Below are 16,369 nucleotides of genomic sequence, written 5' to 3'. Positions count from 1 at the left end.
ATGGTTCTAAGTGTTACGGAGTTATAGTTTTTGGAGAATAGGAACTATAACACTACACACCATCTAACGATAACACTTACGCACCATAATGTTAAAATTAGCATGCCTAAACTTTTAGATACAGCTTTACAACTAGACAAAAGCGATCTCCTAAAACATTATCGGGAGCAGTTTCATATTCCTAAAGATGAGGAAGGAAAAGCTAAAATCTATTTTTGCGGCAACTCTCTGGGTTTGCAACCTAAAAAGGTTACCCAATATCTGCAGGAATCTCTGCATAAATGGCAAAGTCAGGGGGTAGAAGGCCATTTTGAAGAACCCGCACCCTGGCTAACTTACCATATATTACTGAAAGCCTCGCTGGCTCATATTACCGGTGCACATGAGCATGAGGTGGTGGCTATGAATAACCTGACGACAAACCTACATCTGATGATGGTTTCATTTTATCGTCCCTCAGGGCAGCGATATAAAATTATGCTGGAGGCAGGCGCTTTTCCTTCCGATCAGTACGCGGTAGAAAGCCAGCTTCGCTTTCGCGGATACGATCCAGAAGATGCCATCATTGAAGTACAACCTAAGCCGGGAGAAGAAACGCTGCACATGGATGATATCATCGCCAGGATGCATGAACATAAGGAAGAAATTGCGCTGGTACTTTTCCCCGGTGTGCAATATTACACCGGGCAATACATTGACATCCAAAAAATCACTGAAGCAGCGCATGAGATCGGTGCCAAAGCTGGTTTTGACCTGGCACACACTGTCGGTAATATTCCTCTCCAACTGCACGACTGGAATGTGGACTTCGCGGTTTGGTGCAGCTACAAATACCTGAATTCCGGACCGGGAAGTAATGGAGGTGTATTTGTCCATGAACATTATGCAAGTGATACCACACTAACACGTTTTGCAGGTTGGTGGGGGCATGATGAAAAGGAGCGTTTTCAGATGAAAAAAGGCTTCCGACCCATGTACGGCGCAGATGGCTGGCAACTGAGTAATGTCAATATTTTATCTGCTTCCGTGCAGCGATTCGCTTTAGAAATGATCGCCCAGGCTGGAATGGAAAATCTGAGGAAGAAAAGCATACAACTTACTGACTTTCTGGAAAGCTGCATTCAAGAGCTTGACCCTGAAGGACAACAGATCAAAATTATTACGCCTTCTAATCCGGAGGAAAGAGGCTGCCAGCTTTCTATGTTTGTACTAAGGGGAGGTAAACACCTTTTTCAAAAACTCACTGAAGCCAGTATTGTGGTAGACTGGCGTGAGCCTAACGTAATCAGGGTAGCGCCAAACCCATTATACAACACTTTTGAGGAGGTGTACCGCTTCTACGAAATTCTAAAAAGCACCTTACATGCATACTAATCAACCTACAAGTGTCAATATTTTGGGAGCGGGGCTGGCGGGTTCTTTGCTAAGCCTACTTCTTACAAAACAAGGATATCAGGTTAGTGTATATGAGAAACGTGATGACCCTCGTAACGCCCAAATTGCAGAAGGCCGTTCTATCAACCTAGCACTCAGTCTCAGAGGTTGGGAGGCATTGCGTAAAGCAGGAATAGAGGAGGTGATCCGCAAACAGGCTATCCCCATGAAAGGCCGGATGATCCATAACCTGGAAGGAGAGACACATTTGCAGCCATATAGTGCAGATGATAAATCTATTTATTCGGTTTCTCGAGCTGCACTTAATAACATTTTGATCAGTCAGTCGGAGGAAAAAGGGGTTACTTTTAATTTCAATCACCTTTGTGAGGAAATAGATTTGGCAAAAAATGAAGCCAGCTTCCGCTTTTCTGGAGAGACAAAACGTATGCCTTCTGATCTGCTCATTGGCACTGACGGTGCTTTCTCGGCGTTACGCTCGGCTTTACAAAAGACCCCTCGCTTCAATTACAGTCAACATTACATTGCCCATGGCTATAAAGAGCTAAGCATTCCGCCTACCTCCGAAGGAGAATTTGCTATGGAACCTAATGCGCTGCACATCTGGCCGCGGGGAGGCTACATGCTCATTGCCCTGCCCAATATGGACAAAAGCTTTACCTGCACACTTTTTCTCCCTTATGAAGGAGAAAGATCCTTTGCCGCTTTACAGAATAAACAGCAGGTGCGAATTTTTTTTGAAAACAATTTCCCTGATACGCTTCCGCTCATGCCTGACCTGGAGGAGATGTTTTTCCAAAATCCTACTTCAGATCTGGTCACGATTCGGTGCTATCCCTGGACATACAATGGAAAGCAACTATTGCTGGGCGATGCAGCCCATGCTATCGTTCCTTTTTATGGACAGGGCATGAATGCTGCTTTTGAAGACTGTCGTTTGTTTACAGAAATGCTTTATGGAAAAACTGATGATCTCGCTGAGGTGATTTTTCAGTTTCAGAAAAGCCGCAAGCCTGATGCGGATGCTATTGCCGAACTGGCCTTGCAAAACTTCATAGAAATGCGTGACCTGGTAGCAGACGAGACTTTTGTGGAACGCAAAAAAATTGAAAAGGAGCTGTTTTTGCGCTATCCCGAACAGTGGACCCCGCTTTATAATATGGTGACTTTTTCTCACCGTCCCTATGCCGAGGCTTTGAGCATGGGCAAAAAGCAGGATGCCATTATGCAGCAGGTAATGCAGCAATACAGTAAAGCCTCTGCCCTCGGGGGTGAAGATTATGCAAAAATTATAGCCATGTTGGACGGTAAACAGGAAGCGGGAGACTGAAGGCTGAAATTAGAGGCTTCAGTCTTCGGGCTGCCGGCATCCACCTTCATTCAGTGCTTGCCATTTCATTCCCCTCACAACCTACAGCTTTATAAATTACACCATCACTCTTAGTAAATAAGTACAACTCGTCATCAACATCTGTCCCAAAACGAAGCGCTACTCTCTGTACGCCACTTAGCGTCTGAAGACTGGTGGTATCACTTTCATTTTCAAGTCTTAATTGTAATGAATGAATGGGGGCCTGCTTTCCTAATTCCAGCTCATCCGGGTCTGCGAAAAAAACTTTTCCACTCACAACATCACCAAAAATAAATTTGCCTTGCAGCTGAGGCATGGCTTTTCCCTGGTATATCACCCCTCCGATGATAGCATTGCCCTCGTCATGATCGTACTGGACAACCGGGTAGATAAATTTGTCAGGGTCATTATCAGGCAAAGGAAATACCTGATCAGCCTTACCTCCGGTATTGATCATAAAGGTTCCTTCACGCTCCGGCCAGCCATAATCTCCTCCGGGTACTACGATGTTGATTTCTTCAATCTGATGCTGCCCGATATCAGTGACGTACATTCTCTCTCCCGAAGGTTCCCAGGTAAAATGGTGAGGATTTCTAAAGCCATAGCACAGAATTTCACCCAGGGCATCAGGATCATCCACCCAAGGGTTAATAGAAGGAATGCCATATTGTCCGTTTTTACTGTTATTGCCCAGGGGATCAATACGTAGAACTGTACCCCATATAGCATTTTTACGATGCGGTATGAAGGGGTATCTACCAAAAGCGGCACCTCCATCACCCACGCCAATATACAGCAAGCCATAGTCATCATCACCGGGCTTGGCAGTAGGGTTGAAGTTGATATCTTGCACACCATGAACCTGCGTCACCATATTGGCACGGAAAACCTCTCGCTTACTGCCTGAGAATGTTTTGGAGGTAGGATCATCCATTTTCCATTCTGTCAGCACATACTGTACGGTTACTTTGATAGAGTCGGCATAGGTGAAATCCGCTGGTATGGAACCAGGTTTTTCCGTATGGCTGGTATAGAATAAGCCGTTCTGATCAAACTCAGGATGAAATTCAAAGTGAGCCAGCCCTGAACCCCATCCGGGATGATTCATAAAACTTTCTCCTATCTGCGCTTTCATGTCCAGAAAGACTTTAAACTCCCCCTTGATGATTTCGTACAGATTTCCCCGCAGGTCATTTATAAACATTCGCTCATTTCCATTCTGCGCTATAGCTACCATTCTATTAATCCGGGCACGTATGCCCTCATCGGCGGAAGGGGGAGCCTTCAAATACTTTTCCATTACCAGGGTGAGGCCGGAATCAGGAATTTTTTCAGCAATAGGATCTTCCAGGGCATTGGCGGCAGTCAGGGCAGACTGCGTTTCCTGTGGCTTTTCCTGATAGGTATTCATATAAGCTAGGATAGCCTCTACTTCCTGCTCCTCCAGTGATGTAAAAGCCGGCATATACTGCTTATACTGTTCGTAAAGCTCCTTGGCGCGAGGGTCGCCACTCTGAATCACTTCCGGCGCATTGACAATAAACTTGCTCAGCCACTCATGACCTGCTTCAGTAGTTACTCCACTCAGGTTAGGCCCGATCAGAGCCTGATCAAAATTATGGCAGGAAGCACAGTACTGAGAGAAAAGCTCCTCTCCATGTTGAATCGCCTCAGCATCCTGCAGGTAGGCACTCTTCTCAGTAGACTCACTATTACAAGAAAAGAGATAGAAACTTGATAAAAAAACTAATACTGAATAAGTCGTAGCACACTTCTTCATCTTTAATCTCTGTTTTAAACTGTTGTATTGATAAACTCCTATTCTTCTAGGAGGAGGCAAACGACATGTATTCGTAATTATGCAATCGTTTGCTTTTTACAAATATAATAGAAATGCGCTGAGTTGAAACAGGAAGTCGTAATGCCTTACATCTTGAGAATTTCGATGTTTATGAAAAAACCAGAGGTTTCATTATTTACCGCCAGTATTAAATATGAGAAATCTCTGTGAGACACTGGGTGTAGACTTGTGTAGCCTGTTTGACGTCTACCTGATCCAGCTCAAGCATCGTTTCAAGGCCTTCAAGTTTAGCATCACAGGCGCGGGTTCTCGCCACTTTGGCGGAGAAGCCGTGAGATTTCAACATGCCATTGGCTATAACAGCGGACACCGAAAGAACGGTAGCTATCAGGCACAACATTTGCCAAACCGGGATACCAAATGACACCACATCTTTTGCAGCACCAATAAATCCCTCTCCACCAACGCCTGGTCCGGCTGTCAAAGCAGCAGCCAGTGCTCCTGCAATGATAGAAGAGTTGATAAGTCTTATATTTCGGGGTTCTGTCCTGCTAAGATAAATGGCAAGCTCTTTCCGTTTTTCCCGGATTTTGGTTAGGAGTACTTGATTATCTTTTGCTGTTTCTAGCATTTGTGGCGTATTAGGTTATGAAGTGTTTCAATGCGTTTTTAGAAAGCACACTCATTGAAAAGTAGCTATTGCTTATAATAAATATATCAATTTTAACCTACACTACCATAGGGTGAGAAGAACACATGAGGAGAGCTTCGTTTCACCCAGTCAGATCTAACAAAACTATCTTCTCAAACCAATTGCTAAAACTCCACCCTGTATGTCAGAACGGGAATTAGTCCAAGCTGGTACTTGGTGATGACTTCTCCCTCTATGGTATCATAGTACTGGAAAGCTACGTTCTGGGTGTTAAGTGCATTTTGCAGGTCCAATGACCAAACCGAAGTATGGTCTGCTTTATTGGTCCGTAAACTAAGGCGAAAATCTACTTTGAAATAATCGTCCAATTGGTTTGCAAAAGCCTGGGAGTCTATGAATACAGTTTCTTGTTGTTCCTGGGAGGCCTGTACATCAATAGGCGTTGCTCGTAAGCCGCCATAATAAACCGAGCGCAGATTGATTCCCAAAACTCGCTGTTTGTCATCACTGCTCCAGCTATACTCTTTACCTCCGGTTAGACTGAAAGCATAATTTCCATTAAAGCGTGTATCTCTTTCCACGCCATCTGCTGCAGTATATTTTGACTCATAAAGCGAGCTGCTCAGCAAGAGATAGTAACTTTCTGCCAGACTTTTATCCAGTGTTACTTCCAGTCCATAATTTTTACCTGTACCTTCATTTACCAGTTCTTCCGTGACAAAGCCCTCAAATACATTCAAAGCAGAGAAGGTACTGCCAGGGTTCTGAGAGATGGGCACATTGAAGAGATCCTGATAATAAGCTTCGGTTCGCAGGCTGAGAGAAGGGTTCCACCGCAAATGGTAGCTCAGCACATAATGGTGAGCTTTGGTAAAACCTAAATCCTGATTGGGGTTTCCTGCCGTGCCGTCTACCTTTGAAAAGTAAATCCCCGGAAGCTGTAGCTGGCTATGCAGGCCATACGCCAGACTCAGAGACTGGTTTTCTCTTATATCCCATTCCAGGGTAGCCCTTGGTTCCAGAGCGAAGGCCTCACTTAGCGTAAAATACATGGCATGTAGTCCGGCAGTGAAGCTAATGGGCGCTTTGAAGTTTTTCGTCCACTGTAGATAAGGCTGGTATAGTTGCCCACCACCTTCGCCTGACTCCAGCGTTTGCAGAGTTCCACCAATCGGACTTTCCCGACTTAGTAAATCGTAATGAAGATTGTTGAAAATAAACCCGCCTCGTAGTGATTGACTGTGGGTCAACTTACGGGTCAGGCTGGTGTTTAAAGAGATTCTATTTTCCTGATAGTTGTCTTCTTCCAGTCTTGCCACATTATAATTTTGATCCAAACGGTCACCGTAGCGGTCGCTGCTCAGGGCGGATATCGCCAGGCTGGTCTTCCAGAAGGTCTGCGCGTTGATAGGTAAAGCATGGGTCATGCCTATCACCCCCATATCGTTGGTAAAGGTTACATCATAGCGATCTTCCTGACTTTCCCAGTCCGCAGAATCGCGGGGCGCTTCAAATACATTTTTGCCTAACCCTCCCATCCCAAAAACCGTAAATTCCCCTTTGTTGTCAGTAGGCAAAGACAGATGAAATGCCAGGTCCTGGAAAGTAATGGCCTCTCCTCCAAAATCCAGCCCAACGACATTGGTCAGCAGGCCCACCGTAGAATAGCGATAGTTAGCCAGATAAGAAGCTTCACCGCCTTCTTTAAAAGGCCCTTCGGCGGCAAACTCCAGGCCGATCAATCCTAATTGTGCGGTGTATTCCCGCCGCTGATTATTGCCTTTGCGTAGCTTCATGTCAAATACCCCACCTATGCTGTTGCCAAAAGGGGCCGAAAAAGCGCCGGTAAGAAATGAAGAATTATCCAGCATCTGTGCACTAAGTACCGACTGGCTGCCCCCGCCCTGTACCCGGCGATCGTTGAAAGTTCCCGCGTTGGAGAGGTGATTAGGGTTGACGATATCAATTCCTTCCAAGCGCCAGAGCATACTATTGGGAGAATTACCTCGTACCGAAATATGGTTAGCCTGATCATTGGTACCTATCACCCCGGGAAAAGAAGTAGCTAAGCGGGCTGGGTCAAAGAAGGTGGCAGCATAGCGCCGGGTTTCTTCCACCGTAAATTCACGGCTGCTAATCCGATCAATGGTGGGAGAGGGGGCTATACTTTCTCCGCTAATTACTACCTCTTCCAGATTACGCGACGATTCCCTCAGGGTAATTTCCAGCACTGTTTCTTTACCAGCGTTTACCAGCAGTTCGGGATTGATATAAGATTGGTAGCCTACAAAACTCACCTGCAGGAGGTACCTGTCAGCAGGAACATCTTCCAGGATAAATTTACCTTCCTCATCGGTAGTGGTACCTAAAAGCGGGTCAGTGTCCAACAGATAAACAGCTGCGCCGGGCAGAGGCTGCCTTGTCTCTGCATCCACCACCTGCCCCCTTATGGTTTGGGTTAGCGACTGTGCATATAGGGAGGAAGAGCATAGAAACAGCATGCAAGCTGTTGCATAGAATAGCCTTGCAGAACATAGGTTTCCGGCCTGTGGGGACACAGGCCAGGGAAATAGGAATAATAAAATGTAGTTAAGCCTGGAAGTGTAGTTCATTTTAGTCTTGTCTGTCAAGAGTCAGGATGTCTTTTGCGATACGATACCAAAACTACAACTCTTCTACTTACCCTGCACATTCAACTGGCTCATAATTTCTTCGATAGCACGATCTAATTGAGGTTGCTTATTATCCAGTCGGTCTTTAAAGGTCTGGGCGACTTGAATATCGGGCTTTACCCCTTCTTTTTCCAGGTTTTTGCCATCCAGCGTAAAACACCCCCAGGATGGCAAGCGGTAGAATGAACCATCTACCAAGCTTTTACCGGATGTAAAAATGATCCAGCGATAAGTCTCCGTACCTATGATGGTTCCTAGGCCCAATGCCTTGAAACCGGCAGCCGTCATTTCCGCATCACTCAGACTTTGCTCGTTGATCAGTAAAACGATAGGTTTGGCGGCAGGCGTAAAATTAGGTTGAGAGGTAGCTGTTCCTCCCCGGTATTTCCATTGCAGATAGGGCTTACGGCTCAGGAAGTTAAGTACCAAATCATGCACATTGCCTCCTGTATTGTAGCGGAGGTCCAGTATTAAGGCTTCTCTGTCATCAGCTTCGGCGACCATCTCTTCGGCAAAAGCTTCGTAAGAGCCCATGCCCATATTTTTCATGTGTACATAGGCAATGCGCTCCTCAGCTTTTTCATTCACATACTGCTGATTTTTTTCTATCCACTCATCGTAAAGATTCGTACGAATGGCATAGTAAGAAGTAGGGTGCAGCTTTACATCGTGCTCATTACCATCTCTATCAAAAGTCAGCAGCACTTCATCCTTGCCACTGGGTCTGGTGAAATAGTACTCCCGATTTTTGGTGGTATCCATGGCTTCTCCATTCACTTTGGTCAGCAGATCGCCCGGCTGTATGTCTTTTCCTTTGACATCCGCAGGACTGTTTTTGACGATACGCGCTACTTCGTAAGGGTTGTCCTCGGAAAACTGTATGCCTGTTGCCAGCGTGTTGAAATCGTAATAAGCTTTTTCTTCCTCGCCGCTGGAATAAAAGCCCAGATGAGAGGAATTCAATTCACCTAGTAAATCACTGGTCAGATGACGAAGGTCTGAACGGGAATTGATGTAGGGAAGAAACTCAGCGTATTTGTCCCGCATAGCCTGCCAGTCAATGCCGTGAAAATCTTCGTTGTAGAAGTTTTCTTCAAGATTGGCCCATAACTCATAATACATCTGCTCAAATTCATCTTCAAGCTTACGGCTAAACTGGTAGGAAATATCAATTACCTCTACCTTACCCGCTTCCGGGTCAAGGGTATGAATTTTATTGTCGGCCCAGAGGTAGTAATTGTCCTCTGCTTTGGCAATGCCGAAACCATTTACATTTTCCAGTCCTTCTATTTTTTCGGTTTTATCATCTTCAAAAGGTTCTATGGTCGTTTTCCAAAGGCTGTTTTTACCTTTATCATGGTTAGAAATGTAAAAGACAATCAGTTTTTCATCTTTCTGAATGACATAGGGGTCTGATTGCTCTCCCACACTGGTACTCACCTGATCCAAGCGCTTCATCAAATCCTCAAAGTTAATTTCTACTTTTACCTTCTCCTTTTCTTCATCATCCTCTTCCTTATCTTCTTCTGTAAATAGCGCATCAAATTTATCTGAGCGATAAGGTTTCTCGTAACGATCAAAGTGCATGTGGTAGATGTGAGCGGCTTTGGTACCAAAAGGATAGCCGGGATTGGTACGATCCGTAGAGAGGAAAAGCGACTTGCCATCCGGCGACCAGAAGGGCTGAACCTCAGATACACCCGTATTCGTGATATTGCTACTTTTGCCCGAGTTCAGATCATGTACAAAAATGTCCTGCTCAAAATCCCGGTAAGCGGTGTAAACCACATACTGATCATCAGGTGAAAAATAAGGTTTGGAGCTGTAAAAGCCCCATATTTCATCCTCGACCAGCGTCTGGCTGCTGAAGTTATCCAGGTCCATGAGCTTTACTTCATTCCTGCCACTCAGGTATACCGCTTTTGTTTTATCGCTATTGAGCGAAATTTGCCGGTTGTTCTGGCTATCGCTGGTCAGTTGTTTTGCAGTGCCACTCCCATCGGCAGCCATGGTAAACCAGTTCTGGTAACCCTTAACTGTCTGGTTAAAGATCAGTGTTTTGTCATCTTTGAGCCAGCTCATTTCGCTCACCCTGCCCATAGGGTTGGTTTCCAACTGACGAACATATTTTCCTTCAACATCTGATACAAAGAGCTCTCCACGAGACACGAAAGCCAGTTTCTTATTGTCGGAAGAGACATCAAAGTAAGAAATCTTACCTTTCACATTAAAGTCCTGTGCTTTGTTGAGCGTCAGGTTACGGGGTACACTGAAGCTCAGCTTTTCCGTATTTCCACTGCTTACGTTATACACATGCAGTTGATAATCTTTGACAAAAACGATTTTCTCTCCGTTGGCTGATACCTGGGGGTGCATGACCGAAGAAGTATGATCGGTAAGCTGCTGCCGGCTGCCATCATCCTGCAACTGATAAAGATTGTACTCTCCGTTGGCTTCAGTAGAGACAAAGAAAACTTTACCCTCCTGAGAGATGGTCGTCCACATCTCCTTCCCTTCGTAGTCGGTGTATTTTTTATATTCACCAGTGCCGGGGTTATAGGATTTGATGTCCGGGCTGTAGGCTCCCTTGTAGCCTTTACGACTGGCAAAACGGGCACTCTCCCAGGTTTCGTTGAAGAATAGCTCACCTGAAGAAGGATGCTCCACCACATCATGTACTGTGTTGAAATAGTTACCAAACAAACGTTTTGGTGTTCCGCCCTCCACATTCACCTTGTACGCAGAGAAGCTGTTCTCCCGGTCAGAAGTAAAATAAATGAGCTGCGAATCCCAGGACCAGGAATCTACCTCATCCGAAGCCTCATGAAAGGTAAGTTGCTGAATTTCGCCTCCATCAATGGGGATCAAGAAGATATCTTCACTGCCATACTGAGAGCCGGTAAAAGCAATCCATTGTCCATCCGGGGAGATGTAGGGATGCGTTTCTTCACCTTCCATGCCGGTCAGGCGCATCGCCAGCTTCTGCCCTTCGTCCAGGCGCCAGAGGTCACCTTCGTAGCTAAAAACAATGCTTTGCCCATCTGGTGAAATGGTGGGATGGGATGCAAAATATACGTTTCCTTGCTGGGCATAACTGCAAATAGGAAACAGCAAAAAAATCAGGGGCAGTGAATGGATTAGGTTTGTCATAGCTTCCTCAAAACTTGGGTTGTGTACAGATAATGTGGCTTATATAAAAAAAAGAAGAGCCCCTTCACCAAAATTTCAGCAAGTGTTAGCTCTTCTTTTTCTGTAAGAGTGAAAGCTACTCTCATCTTTCTATGCTTTGGTATTTGAGCAATGCACTAGATTTTTACAATAATTTTCTTTTTGTACATGATCCAGACAGGAATAAAGCACAGTAAAAGATAGAGCAGTGCCCAGACGAATGAGGCCAACTCTGCGCCTAGCCCCAGGCCTGCCAAAGCCTCATAGCTCTCTGCTCTTAAAGTTTTACCATCGCCATCATAATCCATAAAAGCACTGATGAGAACGCCATGCAGTACATAAGCAGTGATGGCATTCATGCCAAAAGCCACAAAAAAAGGTGTCCAGCGCTGGTACTTTTGTACATCTATGAGCCAATACATACAGCCCAATAGCAAAGCGGCCATCCCTGAAGAAGCCAGCACATATGAGCTGCTCCAAAGATTTTTGTTGACCGGAAATACCTGATTCCAAAAATAGGCCAGAATACAAAGCGCAGTACCCACCACCATCATCCAGATGATTTTATGTTCTCCACTATTCTTGCTCTGGATCAGGTAACCTGCCAGTATGCCTGTCAGCCCGGTAACTACTGCGGGAATGGTGCTAAGTAAACCTTCAGGGTCCCAGGTCTCGCGATATAAACGCCCGGGCATGGCTACACTATCCAGCCAGGCAGCCAGATTAGTCCCTGGCTCCAGGTTCGCAGGGCCTACACCTGGTACCGGGATCAGCACCATCATCAGCCAGTAGGCTACTAAAAGGACAGCACTAAGGATAGCAATGCCTTTCCAGGTCCTGACCTGAAGAAAGATCAGGCTGCAGATGAAGTAGACAAGCGCAATCCGTGTCAGGACTCCCGCTACCCTAAGGTTAGCAAAATCAAACTCCGGGAATAGGGCCAGAAACATCGCTAAAGCAAAGATTATAAGTGTTCTCTTGAGGGTCTTAGTGGCCAATGGTTTCTTACTTACTCCTTTGGCAAGGCGCTTATTAAAAGCCAAAGTAATGGAGACTCCTACCATAAAGAGGAAAAATGGAAAAACCAGATCGGTAGGTGTAAGCCCATGCCATTCTGCGTGTTGCAAAGGAGGATAAACATGACTCCATGATCCCGGCGTATTGACAATGATCATTCCGGCAATGGTGATGCCTCGCATCACGTCAAGTGACAATAGGCGTTTAGAGGCAACTACAGAATTTTTTATAAGGCTTTGATCCAGACTGGGAGCAGGTGTAATGGTTTCAGGCATTTTAATAAAATAAGGTTTTGGCTAAAATAGTGGACTTATGAATTTAGGGGTATAGGCAGGTTATTTCCAAATAAAAATTCATTTGCCTATGACGATTACCGAATTTGTTACTCTCTTCTAATTTATATGTTATTTTATGACATACCAGCTATAGCCCTGCGCCGGAATTTCTACTTCCAGCCAAATGCCATAATCTCTGTCTATTGGATAGGCTGTAGCTTCCTGATCCCCATGTTTTACCAGGGCGGTTTCTTTCAGTCCGGTATAGTACAGAGGGACATAGATTTTACGTTTTATGGCTGAGTCCAGTGGGTTATATACAGATAACAGCCCTTTCTCTTCTCCTCCGGGGTTAACATTCAACCAGTAATCTATATCCCTGCCATCCGCACGGCGCAGATGAATGATATCGCCTTCCAGTACTGCTCTATGTGCTTTATACCAACCTACCCACTGCTTCACCATCGTCTTGGTTTCATCAGTATCAAATAGCCTGGGGCCGCGATAGCAGGCCTGCACTCCGCCTCCCAGATTGCTGGCAATCATAGATTGATAGTGAGATAAATGTTCATGCAGCGGTTCAATGGTAGCTGCCTCTCCTCCACCATGATACTCAGTCAGGGGGACAAACATCCAGCCCATACTTGACTGTTTGGTCCATGTACCGTCATAGATATTCTGGCGTGTATGGATAAGCTGCTGACTTCTGGGCAAACTCCAGTTTACCTCTCTATAACCCATTCCACATTTGTTTGAGCCCGTCATATAATAGTAGTCAGGGACATTAAGGTATATGCCCTGGCTTCTGCACCATCGATAAAATTTTGAGATTACCTGATACTGACTCCATCTAGAATCTTCATAGCCCTTATGCCCCGGATGCTCTGCTGACATACATACATCACCGGGATAGGAGCCATCATGCTCCAGCAAACTGAAGTCTGTTTTTTCATAAAAACGGTAAAGCTTGTCAAAATACTGCTGCCCCCAGCGACTGCCAATACAGGGCGAATTACCAAAGGTAGGCTGCTGCCCTTCGGGCATCACCACATCCTGTCCACTGCCGATACTGCGGGAGGCAAGTAATGAATATCCCCCAATCTCTACACCTTTACTTTTGGCATAGTCAGCATACTTTCGCATCTGGTCCATGTACTCCTGACTGTCGTTTTCAATGTCAAACCCACTTCCAAAGGTAAGGATCACCATTTCAAAGCCTACCTCAGCGCTTTGGTCGATCGCTTTTTTAACTCTTTCCCAATCCGCAAATCGAGCGTGCATCATCAGCGGGTTTTCTGTTGTCCAGGGGGCTAGTGTACGGTACATACGGCGCAGGGCTAACCCTTTTCGTTCACGATCATAGCTATCATGCGGCAGCACAAATGTACGAAAGCTACTAAAGCTTTCGCCTGCGGCTATACGCTGTGCCGGGCCAATTTCGGGATGCACCTTGAGCAGGCAGGGTGTCTGCATCAGGTAGTTTACCTGTGTATTATAATCGGGATCTGCCTGCCAGTGTACCGCGTGATGGTTGGCATCTTCTACGTCAAAGCTGGCAAAGGCATAATCCGTTTCTACATGAATGTTTGGTACATCCGGCAAATATTTTCGAGCTTCTACCGCTGAGCCGTACTCTACCGCGGCGATAATCTCACTGGTAAAATGATCCACTATCACCGGCTCGGAAGATGTATTGTCAACAGTTATCCATTTTGCCATAACGGGTAGACCATCATAAAGCTCATAATGCACAGAAACTTTAATAGCTTGTGTTTGACTTTCTGCCTGGGGTGCACTACCACCATTGTCACCACTATATGCAGCAAACTGTAAGATATGCAGCCGGACCAGTTCACCTGTGTCTCCCGTTTTATCTCCTTCCTCTCCCCTTGGGTTCATTTTTCCTACACGAACCGAAGTCGGTGACTCCCTAAACCCTTTAATGCTTTTTAGTGACTGCCATATTCCACTTTTCCCTTTCACTTCACAGTACAAGCTGTCCTGATCCCAGCGAAGACGTAGCGTCCAGGGCGCGGATAACTCTAAAGTTTCTTTGCCTTGAATTGTATGTGTCTCTTCACCATCCCAAAGGCCGAAGACCGGCTGAGTACTGCCTTTTTCATCTCCTCCGGGGCGGAGATAAAATTTAATGTTTTGCTCAGGCCATACCAATGCAATGCCTGGCCCCCAGCCGCTGCTTGTGTCGGTCCCCGCATCAATTTTTGCTTCTACCAATTGCGTATTTTCAGAAAGCTCGCGCTCTACAAACACACTACTATGGGCAGGGGTGTAGATTTCTCCTACTTTCCCTTCATTTACAAATGAGCTCCTAGGGTGTGCTCTTGAGGCGACAGTCTTCCATGCATCATCTAAAAATTTGAAATTGGTACTTACTAATTCCTCTCGCCCGTAGTCACTAGGAAGCAGTTGTCCTGACTTTCTCAGGTCTTCTGCCTCCGGCAAGCGGTAGTCCATACGAAGGTGTACTCCTTCAGGAGGCCATTCCAATGACTTATCATGATGCCTTACTCTTTTCCAATTAAAAGGCGCTTCAGGCTCACTGACTGCATAACGCACAAATTGTAATGAGGCAGGATCGTTCCTCATCTGATCCAGCCACTCAGGATGCAGATAGGCATAATTTGGCTGACCCTGCAAACCACCTACTGCATACTCAATACCATTAAGGGTAATTTCTGCTTCAGGCTTCACACCTCTAAGCATCGCTTCTCCTGTCATCAGATTATCAAAAGCGACGGTAGCTACATTAGGCGCAATGCGAAAAGTCCGCCGGATGAGCCCATTGGAAAGAGCCAGTTCATCAGGACGATTGGTTTGATACACATCAGCCTGATAAGGCGTAGGCTCCAACAGCCAGTCGGTGGGAGGCTTAGATGGCCTCTCTGGCTCTGTTTGCAGGTCGGACTGCGCCAGAGCAGAAAACTGTGAAACTGCTGAAAAGCATAAGATTAGGTAGTAATAGAGGGGGTTTTTGATTGCTGTCATAGATTTAGGGCTCACAGTGCCAGCTTTAATAATACATCTGAACACCTAATATAAGGATGCTTACAAAATTAGTCCGATATTTTGTAATAGCTTTCTCATTTGATGTCCGGATGTTGAGCTATAATTTTATAACTTATTAGCGGAATTTGAAGGTAAGGTACAGTATCTTGTCCTCCTTACACTACAAAAAACTTTCTAAGATTATGTCTCGGATTGATCAATGGTTGACTACGACTACATTGCTGATACTTGTTTCATTCACTTTTATTACTCAGGCTGTGCAGGCGCAAAAGGTATTGATTGTGCAGGATGAAATGCCCCAGTTGGAAGTGCTTGCTCCTTTTTTGCGTAGCAGCGGAAAGTTGGAGGTTGAGATTGTAGATCAGGATCGTTTACCAGATGAAATGTCAGGCTATCAGGCAGTCATTGGCTTTATTCATGGTGGCTTAGATGTGGCTACCGAAAAAGCCATTATCAGCTATACCCAAGCCGGCGGAAGATATATTTGCCTTCATCACTCTGTCAGTAGTGGAAAAGCTAAAAACGAATTCTATTTTGATTTCTTAGGGATACAGCTAGATCACCCTGAGTTTTCTTCTCACCCGGTCAAACCAGGTGAAGGCTACGGCTGGTACCATGATGGGGAGAATGGCATTACATTGATACTGGTAAATCTTAATCCAAATCACTTCATCACTAATCATAACATTGAATGGGGTCCAGAAGTAAGCTATCAACCCTCCGACGGACCAGCGGTAGAAGGTATGTACCCCAGCATTTCTCTTCCTAAAACCGAAGTGTATATGAACCATAAGTTTACTGACGGTAGGGAGAAGGCCGTTTTGTGCGGCTTCAAGTACTACGATCCACGCAATGGTGAGCTTTTTATGCAGGATAGAGCCGTCTGGCACAAACCTTATGGAGAAGGAGATATTGTATACATTATGCCTGGAGAAACGCCTGCCGATTATGAAAACCCCAAGATCGCACAGATGATACTAAATGCTATCGTGTGGGAGAAATAGAGATTTA

At 45.5% G+C, this 16,369-nt stretch carries 9 protein-coding genes; 3 read left to right on the top strand and 6 right to left on the bottom strand.

The genetic code is table 11. The features are described from left to right. Positions 1-102 precede the first annotated feature (102 nt). Together kynU and OKW21_RS30075 are read left to right on the top strand one after the other, a co-directional pair. Positions 103-1,374: a kynureninase gene (gene kynU, locus OKW21_RS30080; protein ID WP_277487008.1), complete on the top strand. Its 1,272-nt coding sequence runs from the start codon at positions 103-105 to the stop codon at positions 1,372-1,374. Further along, a complete protein-coding gene (locus tag OKW21_RS30075; protein WP_277487007.1) occupies positions 1,364-2,725 on the top strand; it encodes an FAD-dependent oxidoreductase in 1,362 nt (453 codons plus the stop codon). Before kynU ends, OKW21_RS30075 begins: the two co-directional genes overlap by 11 nt. Before the next feature lie 46 nt (positions 2,726-2,771). Here the strand turns inward: OKW21_RS30075 and OKW21_RS30070 are convergent, their stop codons facing one another. The 6 genes from OKW21_RS30070 to OKW21_RS30045 all read right to left on the bottom strand — a co-directional run bounded on the left by OKW21_RS30070 (position 2,772) and on the right by OKW21_RS30045 (position 15,337). Continuing rightward, the gene (locus OKW21_RS30070) at positions 2,772-4,526 is read right to left on the bottom strand and encodes a PQQ-dependent sugar dehydrogenase (protein ID WP_277487005.1); all 1,755 of its coding nucleotides are present in this window, start codon (positions 4,524-4,526) and stop codon (positions 2,772-2,774) included. Positions 4,527-4,734: 208 nt separating this feature from the next. Then, the gene (locus tag OKW21_RS30065) at positions 4,735-5,178 is read right to left on the bottom strand and encodes a hypothetical protein (RefSeq protein WP_277487004.1); all 444 of its coding nucleotides are present in this window, start codon (positions 5,176-5,178) and stop codon (positions 4,735-4,737) included. Positions 5,179-5,363: 185 nt separating this feature from the next. Then, the gene (locus tag OKW21_RS30060) at positions 5,364-7,700 is read right to left on the bottom strand and encodes a TonB-dependent receptor (protein WP_277487001.1); all 2,337 of its coding nucleotides are present in this window, start codon (positions 7,698-7,700) and stop codon (positions 5,364-5,366) included. Positions 7,701-7,874: 174 nt separating this feature from the next. Beyond that, on the bottom strand, positions 7,875-11,021 hold the full coding sequence (locus OKW21_RS30055; protein ID WP_277486999.1) for a S41 family peptidase: 3,147 nt from the start codon (positions 11,019-11,021) through the stop codon (positions 7,875-7,877). Positions 11,022-11,176: 155 nt separating this feature from the next. Then, on the bottom strand, positions 11,177-12,331 hold the full coding sequence (locus tag OKW21_RS30050; protein WP_277486997.1) for an acyltransferase family protein: 1,155 nt from the start codon (positions 12,329-12,331) through the stop codon (positions 11,177-11,179). Between the two features lie 129 nt (positions 12,332-12,460). Next, positions 12,461-15,337, bottom strand: coding sequence for a hypothetical protein (locus OKW21_RS30045; protein WP_277486995.1), 2,877 nt, complete (start codon positions 15,335-15,337; stop codon positions 12,461-12,463). A gap of 203 nt (positions 15,338-15,540) precedes the next feature. Between OKW21_RS30045 and OKW21_RS30040 the strand changes: the two genes are divergently transcribed. Then, a complete protein-coding gene (locus OKW21_RS30040) occupies positions 15,541-16,362 on the top strand; it encodes a ThuA domain-containing protein (RefSeq protein WP_277486993.1) in 822 nt (273 codons plus the stop codon). Positions 16,363-16,369: the final 7 nt, after the last annotated feature.

This window comes from Catalinimonas alkaloidigena (genome assembly GCF_029504655.1).
GTDB classification, from domain to species: domain Bacteria; phylum Bacteroidota; class Bacteroidia; order Cytophagales; family Cyclobacteriaceae; genus Catalinimonas; species Catalinimonas alkaloidigena.
The sequence above is the reverse complement of the archived record's forward strand: the minus strand, read 5'-3'. Positions and strand labels throughout refer to the sequence as shown.